Source organism: Flavobacterium saccharophilum (assembly GCF_900142735.1).
GTDB classification, from domain to species: Bacteria; Bacteroidota; Bacteroidia; order Flavobacteriales; family Flavobacteriaceae; genus Flavobacterium; species Flavobacterium saccharophilum.
The window spans coordinates 43,868-59,913 of record NZ_FRBY01000001.1; the positions used below are offsets into that span (position 1 = coordinate 43,868).

Consider the following 16,046-nt stretch of genomic DNA (forward strand, 5'->3'; position numbering starts at 1 on the left):
CGCCGAACCCCGGCGCAAAAGGATTTCCACTTCTATCAGGGCTAGGGCCTCTCGTTCTTTCAAGATCTTTTATTTTTCAGACTATTAAAAAATCTTGTCTCTTGTTTCTAAAATCTTTAATCTAAAACCGATCTATCGCTTCTTGTACTTTTTCTTCTTTCACACACAATGAGAATCTGATATAACCTTCTCCGTTACTTCCAAAAATGGTTCCCGGTGTAATGAAAATATGTTTCTCGTATAATATTTCGTCAATGAACTTTTCTGCTGATTCAATCCCTTCCGGAAGTTTTGCCCAAACAAAAAGTCCAACTCCTTCTTTATACACTTTACAATTTAACTTTTCAGCTAATTTCTCCGTTAATTCTCTACGGCGTCTGTAAATTTTGTTTTGCTCTTCGAACCATGATTTATCACAATTCAACGCTGCAATTGCACCTTTTTGAATTCCGTAATACATTCCGCTGTCCATGTTGCTTTTTACTTTCAGCACTGCATCGATAATTTCAGGATTTCCTAAAACCATTCCAACTCTCCAGCCTGCCATATTGAAAGTTTTGCTTAATGAATTCAATTCTAAAGCTACTTCTTTAGCTCCATCCACCTGCAATAAACTCATCGGGTTATCATTCAAAACAAAACTATATGGATTGTCGTTGATTAATAATATGTTGTGTTTTTTAGCAAAAGCAACCAATTTTTCAAATAACGCTAAACTTCCTCTCGCACCTGTTGGCATGTGCGGATAACCCAGCCACATAATTTTTACTTTCGAAAGATCTAATTTTTCTAAAGCTTCAAAATCCGGTTCCCATGCATTTGCTTCTTTCAAATCATAATAAACCGGAACTGCTCCAACCAAATTAGTTACCGAAGTATACGTCGGGTAACCTGGATTCGGAATTAAAACATGATCGCCTTCATTTAAAAAGGCTAACGAAATGTGCATAATTCCCTCTTTCGAACCCATCAAAGGCAAAATCTCGTTATTCGGATTTAACGCAACACCAAATTGATTCTGATAAAAATCTGCCATTCCTTTTCTCAATTCCGGCAATCCCTGATAGCTCTGATAACCATGCCCGTTTTCATCTTGAATTGCCGCGGCAACCGCTTCAATTACTGCTTTCGACGGACTCAAATCAGGGCTTCCAATTCCCATATTGATGATAGATTTTCCTTCAGACATTAGTTGACGAACTTCTCTCAATTTTGAGGAGAAGTAGTATTCTTCAACTGTATCTAATCTTTTTGCTGTTGTAATCATTTTTTATTTGCTTTAGGCTTTAAGCTGTAAGCTTTAGGCTCTTTTTAAACTTTTATTTTTGCTTTAGACAGTAAGCTCTAAGCTTTTTTGGACTTTAAGACTTTCGACTTTCCAACTTTATGACTCGCTACTCAAAGGTTTCGTGTTTTTATATTCTCCCAGAATTTTGAAATATTCTGCCATTATATTTAGTAACGTTTTGGCTTTTGCAAAATCTTCGTATTTCTCAAATGTTACATCTACGAAAAACGAATATTTCCAAGGTGTTTCAATTTTTGGAAGCGATTGAATCTTTGTTAAATTCAGTTTGCAATCGCTCATTACATTTAATACCGCTGCTAAACTTCCTCTTTTGTGATCTAATTCAAATTTGATTGAAGCTCTGTTGATTTCGTTTTCAGGCAAAAATGAATTCTGTTTTTTAATAATCACAAAACGAGTCATGTTGTTTTTGATCGTTTGGATTTCCGGAGCGATGATTTCTAAATCATACATTTCAGATGCTGTTTTACTTGCAATTGCAGCGATTCCGGTTAATTGTTTTTCCTGAATTCTTCTGGCAGTTTCAGCTGTATCTTTATCTTCAACCAATTTGATGTTTGGATACTGTTTCAAAAAATCCATACATTGTAAAATGGCCATTGGATGCGAATGAACTTCTTTTATATCTTCAATTTTCTGACCTTTCAAAGCCATTAAATTTTGGTGAATGCTTAAATAATGCTCTCCAATAATGTGTAAATTGTTCTTGTCAATCAAAGCATAATTCGGAATAATTGGACCTGCAATCGAATTCTCAATCGCCATAACTGCCTGATCCGATTTTCCTGAAAGAAGGCTGTCAATTAATTCTTCAAAAGACAAACACTCATCAATAGCCACATTTTCAGAGAAATACTCCTTCACTACCTGATGATGGAAAGAACCTTTTATACCTTGTATTGCAATTTTAGTTGTCATATATTCAAAAAAAAATCCTGATTTTCATCAGGATTGTATATTAGTTTTATTTGTCTTTTATATTTCTCAAATAACCATAGCACAATCCTCACTTCTACTAAAGAAGAAATAAAAAGAGTTGCTAAAATAAAAACGGTTAGATGCCATTTTGTTTGTGTTATTATTTAAATTCTCTGCGAATGTATAAATTATTTTTAGCGCACCAAAAAAAATAATGCATTTTATGAAACAAAAAAGGATTTCTTAACAAAATCTATTGGTTTTGTAGGATAATTTAATAAATAGGTCTTAAAATGCGATTTAGGCAATTGGTTTTTAGTGAGGTGCTAAGATTCTGAGGTGCTAAGGTGCTAAGAATTTAGATAATTATAATCTAATCGATAGCTCTAAATGTCCTCCCAAACCAATTTCTACTATTTTTTGAAGTGTAGAAAATCTAGCTTCTTTTACATTATTTTCAATCTTGGAAATATAAGATTTTGTTGTTCCTGCTTTTTCTGCTAGTTGTTCCTGAGTCATTCCTTTTTGAAGTCTTGCTTCATGAATCATTGCTCCAATTTTAAAATTTTCATAACCGGCTTCGAGTTCATCCCGTTTTGGCGTTCCTATTTTACCGTAATGTTCTTCTTTAAACTCTTCTAAAGTGGTAATATTTTTACTTTTCGTTTTCATATTCCTTTTTTATTTTTAGTGCTTTTTCAATTTCGATCTTTGGTGTTTTTTGAGTTTTCTTTTGAAATCCATTAGCCAATACAACTAATTTTCCTTCGTCAAAAAAACAAAAGATTCTAAAAATATCGCTTCCTTGTTTTACCCTAATTTCATAAAGTCCATCGGTATTTTCGATATATTTTAAATACGTTTCAGGAACTCTTTCGAATTCCTCAATTAAGTCAATTGTCCAAACAATTTTAGCTCGAACCTTATCTCGTTGTTTTATAAAAAAATCTCTAAAGTAATTATTAAAAAAAATAACAGTTCTAATCTTTTGATTATTACTCATAATAGCAAATATATAAAAGTTGTCCTAAAGTGAAACTATAATTTTTTCTAAATTCCACTTAAGGCTACAATTATACGAAAAAAGCTACATAAAATAGTTTTAAACCAAAAAAAAGCAGCTATCATTACAATAACTGCTTTCTATAAATTAAAGAATAAATCTCTCCTCTTTACTCTATTATCTTTCTTCTAAAAGAAAATTAAGACCCACACATCTCACAATCCTCAGGACCTGCAGCTTGTGCTTTAAGCAACATCGCTTTATATTCCTCAATATTGATCTCTTCAGTTTCTGCAACTAAAGCTGGAGCTGTTTCTTCTTTTTTATCGTTGTTTAATGTGAATTTAATCGCATCAACTGCTGATTTGGTTCTCAAGTAATACATTCCTGTTTTCAAACCAGACTGCCAAGCGTAGAAGTGCATTGACGTTAGTTTAGAATAGTTGGCATCTTGCATGAACAAGTTCAAAGATTGTGATTGGTCAATGAAATAACCTCTTTGACGAGACATATCGATAATATCTTTCATCGACATTTCCCAAACTGTTTTGTATAATTCTTTTAAATCTTGTGGAATCACATCAATATTTTGAACAGATCCGTTATGACGCATGATTTCTTGTTTCAAAGTCTCATTCCATAAACCTCTTTCTACTAAATCATGAAGTAAGTGTTTGTTTACTACAATGAATTCTCCAGACAATACACGACGTGTGTAAATGTTTGATGTATATGGTTCAAATGCTTCGTTGTTTCCAAGAATTTGAGAAGTCGAAGCAGTTGGCATTGGAGCAACTAACAATGAGTTACGAACTCCGTGCTCTACAACTTCTTTTCTTAATGAAGCCCAGTCCCAACGACCAGATAATTCTTCATCTTTCATTCCCCACATGTTGTATTGGAATTCTCCTTTAGACATTGGAGAACCTTCAAATGTAGAATATGGTCCTTCTTCTTTCGCCATTTCCATAGAAGCGGTTACAGCTGCGAAGTATAAAGTTTCGAAAATTTCCTGATTTAATACTTTAGCTTCATCACTTGTAAACGGTAAACGCAACATGATAAAAGCATCTGCCAAACCTTGTACTCCCAATCCAACCGGACGGTGACGTAAGTTTGAGTTTTCAGCTTCTTTAACCGGGTAATAGTTTCTGTCGATTACTTTGTTCAAGTTACGCGTTACACGTTTTGTAACATTGTAAAGTGCCTGGTGATCGAATTTTCCGTTTTCAATAAACATTGGCAACGAAATAGAAGCCAGGTTACAAACCGCAATTTCATCTTTAGAAGTAAACTCCATAATCTCAGTACACAAGTTAGAAGAACGAATTGTTCCTAAATTCTTGTGGTTCGATTTACGGTTTGCTGCATCTTTGTACAACATATAAGGTGTTCCTGTTTCGATTTGTGATTCAAGGATTTTCTCCCATAATTCACGTGCACGAATGGTTTTTCTACCTTTTCCTCTAAATTCATAATCCAAATACATCGTTTCGAATTCTTCTCCGTAAACATCGTATAATCCAGGACATTCATTCGGACACATTAATGTCCAACTAGCATCTTCCTGTACACGTTTCATGAATAAATCTGAAGTCCACATGGCGAAGAATAAATCTCTTGCACGCATTTCTTCTTTTCCTGTATTTTTCTTCAAATCCAAAAACTCAAAGATATCAGCATGCCAGGTTTCGATGTAAATCGCAAAACTTCCTTTACGTTTTCCACCACCCTGATCTACGTAACGAGCCGTATCGTTGAAAACTCTCAACATTGGTACGATTCCGTTTGAAGTTCCGTTTGTACCACGAATATAAGATCCTGTCGCACGAACGTTATGAATAGAAAGACCAATTCCTCCAGCTGATTGCGAGATTTTAGCCGTTTGTTTTAAAGTATCGTAAATTCCGTCAATACTATCATCCTGCATTGCCAAAAGGAAACAAGAAGACATTTGAGGTTTTGGAGTCCCTGCATTAAACAACGTTGGCGTTGCATGCGTGAAGAACTTTTTAGACATTAAATCGTACGTTTCAATAACCGATTGTAAATCGTCTAAGTGAATACCAACAGAAACACGCATCAACATATGTTGTGGTCTTTCTACGATTTTTCCGTTTATTTTAAGTAAGTATGAACGCTCTAAAGTTTTGAAACCAAAGTAATCGTAATTGAAATCTCTTGTGTAAATAATATGAGAATCTAAAAACGCAGCGTTTTCCTGAATCACTTTAAATACTTCATCTGAAAGTAATGGTGCTTCTTGTCCATTTCTTGGATTTACGTAGTGATACATATCTTTCATCGTTTCTGAGAAAGATTTTTTAGTATTTGAATGTAGGTTCGAAATTGCCACACGCGCTGCTAATTGTGCATAATCAGGATGCGCAATAGTCATAGAAGCCGCCGTTTCTGCCGCAAGATTATCCAGTTCAGAAGTAGAAACCCCATCATACAATCCCTCGATAACTCTCATGGCTACCTTAACAGGATCTACAAGCTCATTTAAGCCGTAACACAATTTTTTGATTCTTTCTGTAATCTTATCAAACATTACGGGCTCTCTGTGGCCATCTCTTTTTACTACATACATAAGCTTACTATTTATTAGTTATTGAAAAAATGAAAGACACTAGAAAACGAATTCCAGCCCTTAAACATTGCGTGTTTTTAAATTATTTTTTGAGAATTATCGAATCCTCAATAGTCGTCTGCTTCCGACCTATGAAATAGATCGAAAATGCAAAAAATTGTTACTGAATCTACGATTTGGGAAAGAGATTCAATCTTAAAAAAATGATTTTATTCTTTTAGCGTTTTTGGAGTCGCTAAAATATTTTGTTGTCTAGAAATCTGCGTCAAATGAAATTTTCTGAGCATCGCTGTCTGTGTTCATAACACCTGATTTTTGATACTCGGCAACACGTTTTTCAAAGAAATTAGTTTTTCCCTGAAGAGAAATCATATCCATGAAATCAAACGGATTCGCTGATCCATAAACACGATCACAACCTAATTCTACTAACAATCTGTCTGCAACAAATTCTAAGTATTGCGTCATTAAAGTCGCATTCATTCCAATTAAACTTACCGGTAGCGATTCTGTTACAAATTCTCTTTCGATATCTAAAGCATCAACGATGATTTCTTTAATTCTGTCTTTTGGTACTTTGTTAATCAAATGATGATTATGCAAGTGCACTGCAAAATCACAGTGTACACCTTCGTCACGAGAAATCAACTCGTTAGAGAAAGTTAAACCTGGCATTAAACCACGTTTTTTCAACCAATAAATAGAACAAAAAGCACCAGAGAAGAATATACCTTCAACTGCAGCAAAAGCAATTAGTCTTTCAGCAAATGAATCTGACTCGATCCATTTTAAAGCCCAGTCTGCTTTTTTCTTAATTGCAGGAAAAACTTCCAATGCATTGAATAACTCTGCTTTTTCAGCTTCATCTTTTACATAAGTATCAATCAATAATGAATAGGTTTCACTATGAATGTTCTCCATCATGATTTGGAAACCATAGAAAAACTTCGCTTCAGCATATTGTACCTCATTTACAAAATTCTCAGCAAGGTTTTCATTTACGATTCCATCAGATGCAGCAAAAAACGCTAAAATATGTTTAATGAAATATCTTTCGTCATCACTTAATTTATTATTCCAGTCTGTCAAATCCTGGTGTAAGTCGATTTCTTCCGCAGTCCAAAAACTAGCTTCCATCTTTTTGTACCATTCCCAAATATCATGATGTTTGATAGGAAAAATAACGAAACGATTTTTATTTTCTTGTAATATTGGCTCGACTTGTGACATGACTGTTTTATTTAATTTTTATGCTGAATTTTTACTTATTCAGAACGATTACAAAGATTGTCATTTGTAGCCAAAAATGAAAGCCAAACTTATTCACAATTCGATGTAGTTTTTAACAACGCCTAAAAAATGAGATACTTTTCAGACAATATTTAAATATTTGTAAATGAGCTATTTAATATAGTCATTTACCGCTAAAGCCCCTGTAAAATATAGACTTTTTGGAATAATAAGCAAGAAATTCTAATTGTTTTTAAAAAGTTTTTTTTGAGTTAAAACTTTATTTTTTGAGTTAAAATATATCCTCTTAAAGCGGTAACTATAGCCCTTTAATTATTTCGAATTTTTAAGCTCTTCGGCTACTTTTTCAAGTTCCAAATACCAGTCTTCACCAAAACGGCGAATCAAAGCTTCTTTGACAAATTTATAAACCGGAACTTCCAATTCTTTTCCTAAAGAACAGGCATCATCGCAAATATCCCATTTGTCGTAATTCACCGCGGCAAATTCGGTAAAGTCTTTCACACGGATTGGGTATAAATGACAAGAAACGGGTTTTTTCCAATCTACGATTCCCTGATTGTAAGCTTGCTCGATTCCGCAAAGGGCCGTTTTTCCGTCAAAAATAACGTAAGCACAATCTTTTTCATCTATTAATGGTGTTTCAAGATCACCATCAGTTCCTTTTACCCAGGTTCCCTGCGCTTCGATCGCAGCGATTCCTTCTTTTCGTAAAAATGGTTTTACTTTCGGGTAAATTTCTTCCAGAATTTTAGTTTCAGCTTCACTCAAAGGCGCACCGGCATCTCCGTCAACACAGCAGGCTCCTTTACAAGCTGACAAGTTGCACACAAATTCTTTTTCAAGAATATCTTCTGAAATAATGGTTTTCCCTAATTGAAACATGATAATAAAGTACTGTAATTTATAAAGTGCAAAGATAGTCAAAGAAAGCAGATGAAATGAGATTAAATTTCACTGCATTACGTGGTAATATTTTTACCACAGAGTGACACAAAGATTTTTCACAGAGTTTCGCAAAGAAATTGTACCACAGAGATTCGCAGAGTTTTTCACAGAGCAGCGCGAAGTTTAAGTTCACGAAATTTGAGATTAACTTATTGAAATCTTTGTGTAACTCTGTGAAAAGCTTTGTGTCACTCTGTGGTAAAAAACAATTAACCTTTGCGAATCTCCGTGGTACAAATGACCATTTGTTACAAATATCACTTTTTTAACACTATAAACGTGTTTTTATAACAATAATGCATTGTATTCAAAAAACACCTATCTTTATTATCTACCTTTGCAAAAATTTTAAACCCTTAAAATCAAACTAATATGTTAGAAATCGACTTTAAAGAAATTATTACTGTTGGAATGGTGCTTTTTGCTGTAATTGATATTGTAGGATCTATTCCAATTATTGTCAATTTACGAGCAAAAGTGGGACACATTGAATCGGAAAAAGCTTCAATCGTTGCCGGAATGATTATGATTGTTTTTCTTTTTGTCGGCGAAGGTTTGCTTAATCTTATTGGAATCGATGTGCATTCGTTTGCCGTTGCAGGATCTTTTGTATTATTCTTTTTAGCATTGGAAATGATTTTAGGTATCCGAATTTATCGCGATGAAGAACCTGGATCAGCTTCTATTGTTCCATTGGCTTTTCCTCTTATCGCCGGAGCAGGAACAATGACGACTTTACTTTCACTTCGATCTCAATTTCATACGATAAATATTATCATAGCAATATTGTTGAATATTATCTTGGTATACATTGTTTTGAAATCATCCAAAAAAATAGAAAATTTATTAGGAGAAAACGGACTTGGAGTAGTACGCAAGACATTTGGAGTCATACTTTTAGCAATTGCTGTTAAATTATTCGCTGCTAATGTTAAAGGTTTGTTCGTCTAACGGATATTTTTATAAATTTACCCCATAAAATTTCTAAAATAGAACTTTTAACATATTTACAATATGCATAGAGTTTTAGTTTAATTTTTAGACAAACAAACAACCATTATGAAAATCTTTACTTCAATCTTAGTGCTTTTAGCATTAGCCTTAATTGTTTTTAATATTACGCAATTAGACTTTAAAAATCCTTTTCAGGGAGATAGTGGTGTAGCGCTTATTGGAATCGCAGCAGCATTTTGCGCAGTATTGATTCTTTTGATTTTTAGAATTTCAAAAAGAATTGAAGAAAAAATGCACGATAACAGATAATTATGTTTGACGTTCTCATTATTGGCGGAGGCGTTTCAGGCATGTCTTGTGCTCTCGTTTTAGGTTCTGCCAAAAACAAAACTTTTGTTACCGATAAAAAAATCGGAATTTTTACCCATCAAAAGAATTCTTCACTGCAGGAAGCGATCTTCTATAACGCATACGGAATAACTCCTGGTAAATTAGGATCTGAATTACTTGTAGAAAGTACACAGGATCTGGCCATGACTTATCCTCACATTACTCAGATTCCAAACGAGAAAGTAGTCAAAATTGAAGGTACTTATCCTGAATTTACTGTGACTACAAATAAAAATTCATACAAAACTAAAAGTATTGTTATCGGAATTGGTTCTGCCAATACTTTCGACATTGAAGGTTTAATGCAGTATATTGAACCGCACAAAAAAGCACTTCCCGAAAAACAACGCATTCAGCTTAAAAACGACGATCATAAAGTGACCGATGGTATTTATGTTATTGGAACTTTAGCCGGCTGGAGAAGCCAATTAGCTATCGCTGCAGGAAGCGGTGCTGCTGTTGCTACAGATATTCTGACTTTATGGAATAACGGCATACAGACGCATGCTCATGACAGTATTCGATAAAATTTAAAACATAAGTTTTTATATAATTAAACCATTAAGAGATTAAGAAAAATTAAGACTTTGCGCTTAATAGACTTAATCTCTTAATGGTTTATTTTTTTTATTTCTTACTTATTATTTTACTGAAACAATCTCAGTTACTTTAATATGTTTTTCATCTTCTGTTTTCCAGATTTCTCCTTTTACAGAAACATTATCTCCAATTTTTAATTGTTTGTAATTTTCAGGACCGCCAACATTTACAATACTGATTGTTGCGAAATACACTTCTTTGGCAGCTGTAGAAATTTTAGCTGTATAACCATCTTTTCCAGCTTCTATTGAATCTACTTTTCCGGTAACTGTATTAGAACTGCTATCTTTCATAGTTTTACAAGAAATTACAAAAGTCATTAAAACGAATAGAAAGCTTAATTTTTTTTAGATTTTTCATATTATATATTTAACCACAAATCTCGCACTATATCAGCTAAGATTCGTTACATTATATTTTAATAAATTATTATTATTTATTGTAATTGAATGCAGCTTCCCGCAATAACTTTTAAATTTTCATCAAATTGTTTCCAAACTCTGATGTACCGAAGAACACCATTTATAGGATTACTATCCAATGATCCTCTCAATGAAACTGTAACTGCAACTACAGCCGTATCACCAATAAGATTTATAGTTTGATCTGCCGCTTCGAGGGCATCAATTTTCATTCTTCCTGAACGATAAGTAGCCAAATCAAATTCTTTTGTAATCGTATTTCCATCAGGTAAATTAAAAAGCAAATCGTCGTGGAGGATTTTTTCTAAAAACAAAACATCAGCATTTTTAATAGCTGTCAAAAGTTCAATTTCAGCAGTTACAACGGCTTCTATTTTCATATTAAAAAGTTTTGAGCGTTATTTTTTCGGATTCTGAACTGCCTTAATCATGGCATCTTCTTTCAAAATCACATCGTAGTAATATATTTCACCATACAATTGTCTGGCAAATTCAGCAGTAATATAACGATTCACTAAAGGTTTGGTTTTGTCTAATTTCAAATCCAGACCCGTCATGAAAATATAGTTTTTGAATTTCTTGAAATAAACATCCGAGTTTTTCATTTCGGCCAGGAACTCATTAAACTTAAGTCCGGCAAAAGCTTTTCGGTTTTTATCCAATTCTTCAAAAACAAAATGTCCGACTACTCCGGTTTGAAGCAAATAACCAACATTTTCATTTCCGTGCTCTGCTTCCATCGGAACAAAAACATCGGGAACAATTCCACCGCCCCCATATACAATTTTACCTTTTGGCGTTTTAAACTTTAACGAATCGGCTACTTTTATACTGTCTTTAGCATAAAGTTCGCCTGATTTTATACGAGATTCTGATTCTTTAAAATATTCTTCGTTTCCTTTTTTATACGGTTTTTGAATTGATCTTCCGGTTGGTGTGTAATATCTTGCCACCGTTAAACGTACAGCAGATCCGTCATTGAAATCCATTTCGCGTTGCACTAAACCTTTTCCGAAAGAACGGCGCCCCACAATAATTCCACGATCATTATCTTGTAATGCTCCTGCCAAAATTTCACTTGCAGAGGCACTGTTTTCATTAATCAAAACATACACTTTTCCGGTTTCAAAACTTCCGGCTTTTGTGGCGTATGTTTTCTCTGTTGTTCCGTTTTTATTTTTAGTAAAAACGATCAATTGTTTGTCTTTCAAAAATTCATCGGCAATAGCAACCGCTTCTTCCATATAACCACCGCCGTTATCACGAAGATCGATTACAAGCGACTGAATCCCGCTTTGTTTTAATCTTGTTAAACCGGTTTTGAATTCATTAAAAGTAGTCTCGGCAAAACGATTTATTTTGATGTAACCGACATTATTTCCAAGTAATAAAGAAGCATCAACGCTTTTTATCGGAATAACATCTCTTTTTACTTTAAACTTCAGTTTCTTTTGTTCCGATTTTCTAAAAACGGTTAATTCAATTTCAGAACCCTGCAATCCTTTCAACTTCGAAAACAAACTATCTGAAGGCAATTTCCGTCCATATAATTTCGTTTTTCCGGCAAATAAAATTCGGTCTCCTGATTTTATTCCGGCTTTCGCCGAAGGGCCATTTTCGATTGGTTTTATGATCGCAACCGAATCTTTATACATATAAAAATTGATTCCGATTCCAACAAAATCACCTTTCATGCTTTCTGCCACTTCAGCCTGTTCGCTTGGTGGAATATAAACAGAGTGCGGATCTAATTTGGATAAGATATTATCAACTGTCAGGTTTACAATTGAATCTGTATTGATACTGTCGACATATTCATTATTGATAAAATCAATCAGTTTATTGAGTTTTGTTTTGGAGTAATTTTTAGCCAAAAGTCCGTCATCAACGGGAGCGTTCATTAGGCTTCCGAGGACAGTTCCGAGAGCAAAAGTCGCTCCGATTACGATTGGCAAATATTTCGAATTAAATTTCATTTACTCTTCTAAAACAGGAAGATGTTCAACTTCTACACCTGCTTTTAATAAAAATTGAATTCCGGCATCGTCGCGATATCCATTTTGATAAACCACTCTCTTTATCCCGGATTGATGTATCAATTTGCTACATTCTTTACAGGGTGAAAGTGTAATATATAAAGTAGCACCTTCACAAGATTGTGTTGATCGGGCTACTTTTAGGATTGCATTTGCTTCGGCATGGAGAACTTCCCAACGGGTTAATCCTTCGTCGTCTTCGCAGCAATTTTCAAATCCGGATGGTGTACCGTTGTATCCATCAGAAATAATCATACGGTCTTTTACGATAATGGCGCCAACCTGTTTACGTTTGCAATAAGAAAGCGAACCCCATTCTCTTGCAATACGAAGGTACGCTTTATCGTACTTATTTATTTTTTTTAAATCCATTTATTTTATCTGTTCCAAATTGGGCTTTCAATAATCATCGGAATCACAACTCCGATAATGAAAGCCGACATTACAAGTGCCCAATCGCGTTTTGAAAAACGAAATACGGTCTGCACAATATAGGAAAGTATCAATACTACAAAAACAACAATTAACTGCGCTGCTTCAATTCCTAATGCAAATTCGCCTAAAGGTAATAATTTTGAGCTTGGCGACCCTCCTAAAATAGTCTTAAAATAATTAGAAAAACCAAGTCCGTGTATAATTCCAAAAAACAGGGTTACCATAAAAATTAAATTCACACCTTCATTTTTAGTTGCTTTTCCTGCAGTAAAAAGATGAAAAATTGCTGTTATCAAGATCGTAATTGGAATTAAAAACTCTACAATATTTACTTTAATAGCAATGATTCCAAAAACAGAAAGCAACAAAGCCAGAGTGTGACCGATCGTAAAAAGTGAAACCAAAAGCAAAATTCGTTTCCAGTCTTTAAACAAATACGGGATAGTTAAGGCAATTAAAAAAAGAACGTGATCGTAGGCGTGGATATCTAAAACGTGCTTTAATCCTATCTGAAAATAAATCCAAAATTCTGACATAGGGGTAATGGTATTAATTGATTAAGGGGATGTAAACTTACGATTTATTTTGAAAAGTAAAGAAACCGTACTATTAAAACAACGCAGAAAAATAAGTTAAATTTTATGAGAAATTTAAAATGTTAAATTAAAATAAGATTTATCTTTGTTCTATATAAAACCCTATTAATTATGCCATTTTCAGAATTATTTGATAACGAATTCAAACAAAGAAACAGAGGTCATTTCTCTGCAATTGTGCGTGTAGCTTATGCTGACGGAAAAATTAATGACGAGGAAAAATCGTTTTTAGACAAACTAGCTTCAAGATTAGAAATTTCAGAAGAAGAATATACAGAAATACTTAAAGATCCTTGGCAACATTCTATAAACCCTCCTTATTTATATGCACAGCGTTTAGAGCGTTTGTATGACTTAGCGAGAATGGTTCACGTTGACCACCATTTAGGAGACCAACAAGAAGTTATGTTGACCCGTATGGGATTAGCTCTAGGATTTACGCCAGGAAACGTAAATTATATTATTAGAAAGGCGTTGTCTTTAGTGGACAAAAAAGTAGATTTGGATACATTCCTTTTCGAAATGGAAAATATGAATAAATAGTAAACAGTGTTCACTTTTTTAGTATTCAGTTTCGAACTGAGACAAAAAATTGAAATCGAGACTTAAAACAAAACCCGATAATACTATTATTATCGGGTTTGTCTTTTATAGTTCCGAGTGAGACTGAATACTCAAAAAACTGACCACTGCTAACTAATTGCTTCTGCCATAAATTCTTCAGCTTTCTCTACCATATTATAACTTCCGCAGAAAAACGGAACTCTTTGGTGCAATTCAGTTGGCTGGATTTCCATAATTCTTCCAAAACCATCTGTTGCTTTTCCTCCTGCCTGCTCTGCAATAAAAGCCATCGGATTACATTCATATAACAAACGTAGTTTTCCTTTTGGTGCTTTTGAGCTTGTCGGGTATAAATAAATACCGCCTTTAATCATATTTCGGTGAAAATCTGAGACCAAACTTCCAATATATCTTGAAGTATAAGGTCTGTCTTCTTCTTCACGCTGACAATATTTGATGTAATTTTTCACTCCTTGCGGAAAATGAACATAATTTCCTTCGTTTACCGAATAGATATTTCCGTCTTTCGGATATTTCATATTTGGATGTGAAAGATAGAATGTACCGATTGCCGGATTCAAAGTAAAACCATTCACACCATGTCCGGTTGTATAAACCAGCATTGTTGATGTTCCGTAAATTACATATCCTGCTGCTACCTGATTGATTCCCGGTTGTAAAAAATCCTCGCTTGTTACCGGAGTTCCAATTGGTGTAATTCTTCTAAAAACAGAAAAAATAGTTCCTACTGAAACATTAACATCAATGTTTGAAGATCCGTCAAGCGGATCCATTAAGATCACGTACTTATTATTATGACTGTTGTCGCTCCCCTGAACAGTTATAAAATCGTCGTTTTCTTCTGAAGCAATACCACAGACAATCTCGCGGTTTATTAACGTCTGGATAAATACTTCGTTTGCATAGACATCTAATTTTTGCTGGTCTTCGCCCTGAATATTTTGTTCGCCTGCGGCTCCAATAATATCGACTAATCCAGCCTGATTTACTTTATAGTTGACAACCTTTGCCGCCAAACGTATAGAGTTGATAATTCGGGAAAGCTCCCCCGACGAATACTGAAATGCTTTTTGGTTCTCAATAATAAACTCTCCCAGTGTTTTATTGCGTTCTTCCATTGCTATATCGTTATAGTTTTAATTTTAAGTCACAAATATCGCTTATTTTGTGAGAATGATTTAAAAATTATTTTGTTAGTTTGCTACTATTGTATATTTGCTAATTAAATGGAGAAAGAACGTTGTAATAACAAAAAAATTTGGTTAATAAATACATATTAATAAGAATACACGAAAATTGCATATCATAAAAAGCTTCTGAAAATAAGGTGCTTTCAAAATCAAAAAGGGAGCTAAAAATAGAATGCTAAAAATAAATTTGAAATAAATATGAATATTAGAAAAGGAAATCCTGAGGATATGAAATCAGTTTTAGGATTGATACAGGAGTTGGCAATATTCGAAAAAGAACCTGAAGCTGTCGTAATAACCGAAGCCGATTTAGTACGCGATGGTTTTGGTGAAAAACCATTATTTCATGTCTTTGTTGCAGAGATTGACAATAATGAACAACAGAAAGAAATTGTTGGAATCGCACTGTATTATTATCGTTACTCAACCTGGAAAGGAAAAACAATACATCTTGAAGATTTAATTGTGAAAGAAAAAATGCGCGGTACAGGATTAGGTTCTGCACTTTATGCTGAAATCATGAAACAAGGAAAAAGAGATAATGTGAGAAGAATTGAATGGAATGTTTTAGACTGGAATACACCGGCCGTTAACTTTTACAAGAATTCAGGCGCGCGAATTCTTGATGGCTGGCAAGTCGTTCAAATGGATGAAGCAGGAATTAATTCATTTTTGGAAAAATTATAAAAATTAGTTTGCCACGAATTTCACGAATTCACACGAATTAATTAACAAAAAAATCACTGAACTGTGGCATAAAAAAGACGCATTGATGTGCGTCTCTACAATCCCATTCAATTGGAATTTGGAATTTAA

18 protein-coding genes are annotated in these 16,046 nt (G+C 33.9%); 5 read left to right on the forward strand and 13 right to left on the reverse strand.

All coding sequences use genetic code 11. The features are described from left to right. Positions 1–121: 121 nt before the first annotated feature. The 7 genes from BUA98_RS00195 to BUA98_RS00225 form a co-directional block, all read right to left on the reverse strand. Positions 122–1,267, reverse strand: a complete 1,146-nt coding sequence (locus BUA98_RS00195) for a pyridoxal phosphate-dependent aminotransferase (RefSeq protein WP_072969675.1) — start codon at positions 1,265–1,267, stop codon at positions 122–124. A gap of 117 nt (positions 1,268–1,384) precedes the next feature. Next, positions 1,385–2,227, reverse strand: coding sequence for a prephenate dehydratase (locus tag BUA98_RS00200; protein ID WP_072969676.1), 843 nt, complete (start codon positions 2,225–2,227; stop codon positions 1,385–1,387). 366 nt (positions 2,228–2,593) lie between these two features. Continuing rightward, positions 2,594–2,899 carry a helix-turn-helix domain-containing protein gene (locus tag BUA98_RS00205; protein WP_072969677.1) on the reverse strand — a complete coding sequence of 102 codons (306 nt, stop codon included), beginning with the start codon at positions 2,897–2,899 and terminating at the stop codon, positions 2,594–2,596. Continuing rightward, positions 2,883–3,230 (reverse strand): type II toxin-antitoxin system RelE/ParE family toxin, encoded by a 348-nt coding sequence (locus BUA98_RS00210; protein WP_072969678.1) that lies wholly within the window; start codon positions 3,228–3,230, stop codon positions 2,883–2,885. The genes BUA98_RS00205 and BUA98_RS00210 overlap by 17 nt, the downstream gene beginning before the upstream one ends. 199 nt (positions 3,231–3,429) lie before the next feature. Beyond that, positions 3,430–5,823: a ribonucleoside-diphosphate reductase subunit alpha gene (locus BUA98_RS00215; protein WP_072969679.1), complete on the reverse strand. Its 2,394-nt coding sequence runs from the start codon at positions 5,821–5,823 to the stop codon at positions 3,430–3,432. 252 nt (positions 5,824–6,075) lie between these two features. Then, positions 6,076–7,053: a ribonucleotide-diphosphate reductase subunit beta gene (locus BUA98_RS00220; protein WP_072969680.1), complete on the reverse strand. Its 978-nt coding sequence runs from the start codon at positions 7,051–7,053 to the stop codon at positions 6,076–6,078. Positions 7,054–7,386: 333 nt separating this feature from the next. Beyond that, the gene (locus BUA98_RS00225) at positions 7,387–7,959 is read right to left on the reverse strand and encodes a DUF3109 family protein (RefSeq protein WP_072969681.1); all 573 of its coding nucleotides are present in this window, start codon (positions 7,957–7,959) and stop codon (positions 7,387–7,389) included. A 435-nt stretch (positions 7,960–8,394) separates the two neighbouring features. On the opposite strand from BUA98_RS00225, the gene BUA98_RS00230 reads away from it, so the two are divergent. From BUA98_RS00230 to BUA98_RS00240, 3 genes are all read left to right on the forward strand, one after another. Next, on the forward strand, positions 8,395–8,973 hold the full coding sequence (locus tag BUA98_RS00230) for a MarC family protein (RefSeq protein ID WP_026983494.1): 579 nt from the start codon (positions 8,395–8,397) through the stop codon (positions 8,971–8,973). A 108-nt stretch (positions 8,974–9,081) separates the two neighbouring features. Then, positions 9,082–9,285, forward strand: coding sequence for a hypothetical protein (locus BUA98_RS00235; protein WP_056187321.1), 204 nt, complete (start codon positions 9,082–9,084; stop codon positions 9,283–9,285). Between the two features lie 2 nt (positions 9,286–9,287). After that, positions 9,288–9,893, forward strand: coding sequence for an FAD-dependent oxidoreductase (locus BUA98_RS00240; protein ID WP_072969682.1), 606 nt, complete (start codon positions 9,288–9,290; stop codon positions 9,891–9,893). A 114-nt stretch (positions 9,894–10,007) separates the two neighbouring features. On the opposite strand, the gene BUA98_RS00245 is transcribed toward BUA98_RS00240, so the two are convergent. The 5 genes from BUA98_RS00245 to BUA98_RS00265 form a co-directional block, all read right to left on the reverse strand. Then, positions 10,008–10,259 (reverse strand): hypothetical protein, encoded by a 252-nt coding sequence (locus BUA98_RS00245; RefSeq protein WP_244279155.1) that lies wholly within the window; start codon positions 10,257–10,259, stop codon positions 10,008–10,010. 143 nt (positions 10,260–10,402) lie between these two features. After that, positions 10,403–10,768 carry a nuclear transport factor 2 family protein gene (locus tag BUA98_RS00250; RefSeq protein WP_072969684.1) on the reverse strand — a complete coding sequence of 122 codons (366 nt, stop codon included), beginning with the start codon at positions 10,766–10,768 and terminating at the stop codon, positions 10,403–10,405. An 18-nt stretch (positions 10,769–10,786) separates the two neighbouring features. Next, entirely contained in the window at positions 10,787–12,364 is a 1,578-nt protein-coding gene (locus tag BUA98_RS00255) for a S41 family peptidase (RefSeq protein ID WP_072969685.1), read from the reverse strand. Next, the gene (locus BUA98_RS00260; protein WP_072969686.1) at positions 12,365–12,796 is read right to left on the reverse strand and encodes a deoxycytidylate deaminase; all 432 of its coding nucleotides are present in this window, start codon (positions 12,794–12,796) and stop codon (positions 12,365–12,367) included. Between the two features lie 5 nt (positions 12,797–12,801). Then, positions 12,802–13,395, reverse strand: coding sequence for a HupE/UreJ family protein (locus tag BUA98_RS00265; RefSeq protein ID WP_072969687.1), 594 nt, complete (start codon positions 13,393–13,395; stop codon positions 12,802–12,804). A gap of 171 nt (positions 13,396–13,566) precedes the next feature. Here BUA98_RS00265 and BUA98_RS00270 point away from each other — a divergent pair, with 171 nt between their 5' ends. Beyond that, positions 13,567–13,998, forward strand: coding sequence for a TerB family tellurite resistance protein (locus BUA98_RS00270; RefSeq protein WP_026983502.1), 432 nt, complete (start codon positions 13,567–13,569; stop codon positions 13,996–13,998). A 149-nt stretch (positions 13,999–14,147) separates the two neighbouring features. Here BUA98_RS00270 and fbp read toward each other — a convergent pair whose 3' ends face one another. Beyond that, complete coding sequence (gene fbp / locus BUA98_RS00275) at positions 14,148–15,158, reverse strand: class 1 fructose-bisphosphatase (protein ID WP_072969688.1); 1,011 nt, start codon at positions 15,156–15,158, stop codon at positions 14,148–14,150. A gap of 270 nt (positions 15,159–15,428) precedes the next feature. On the opposite strand from fbp, the gene BUA98_RS00280 reads away from it, so the two are divergent. Next, positions 15,429–15,917: a GNAT family N-acetyltransferase gene (locus tag BUA98_RS00280; RefSeq protein WP_072969689.1), complete on the forward strand. Its 489-nt coding sequence runs from the start codon at positions 15,429–15,431 to the stop codon at positions 15,915–15,917. Positions 15,918–16,046: the final 129 nt, after the last annotated feature.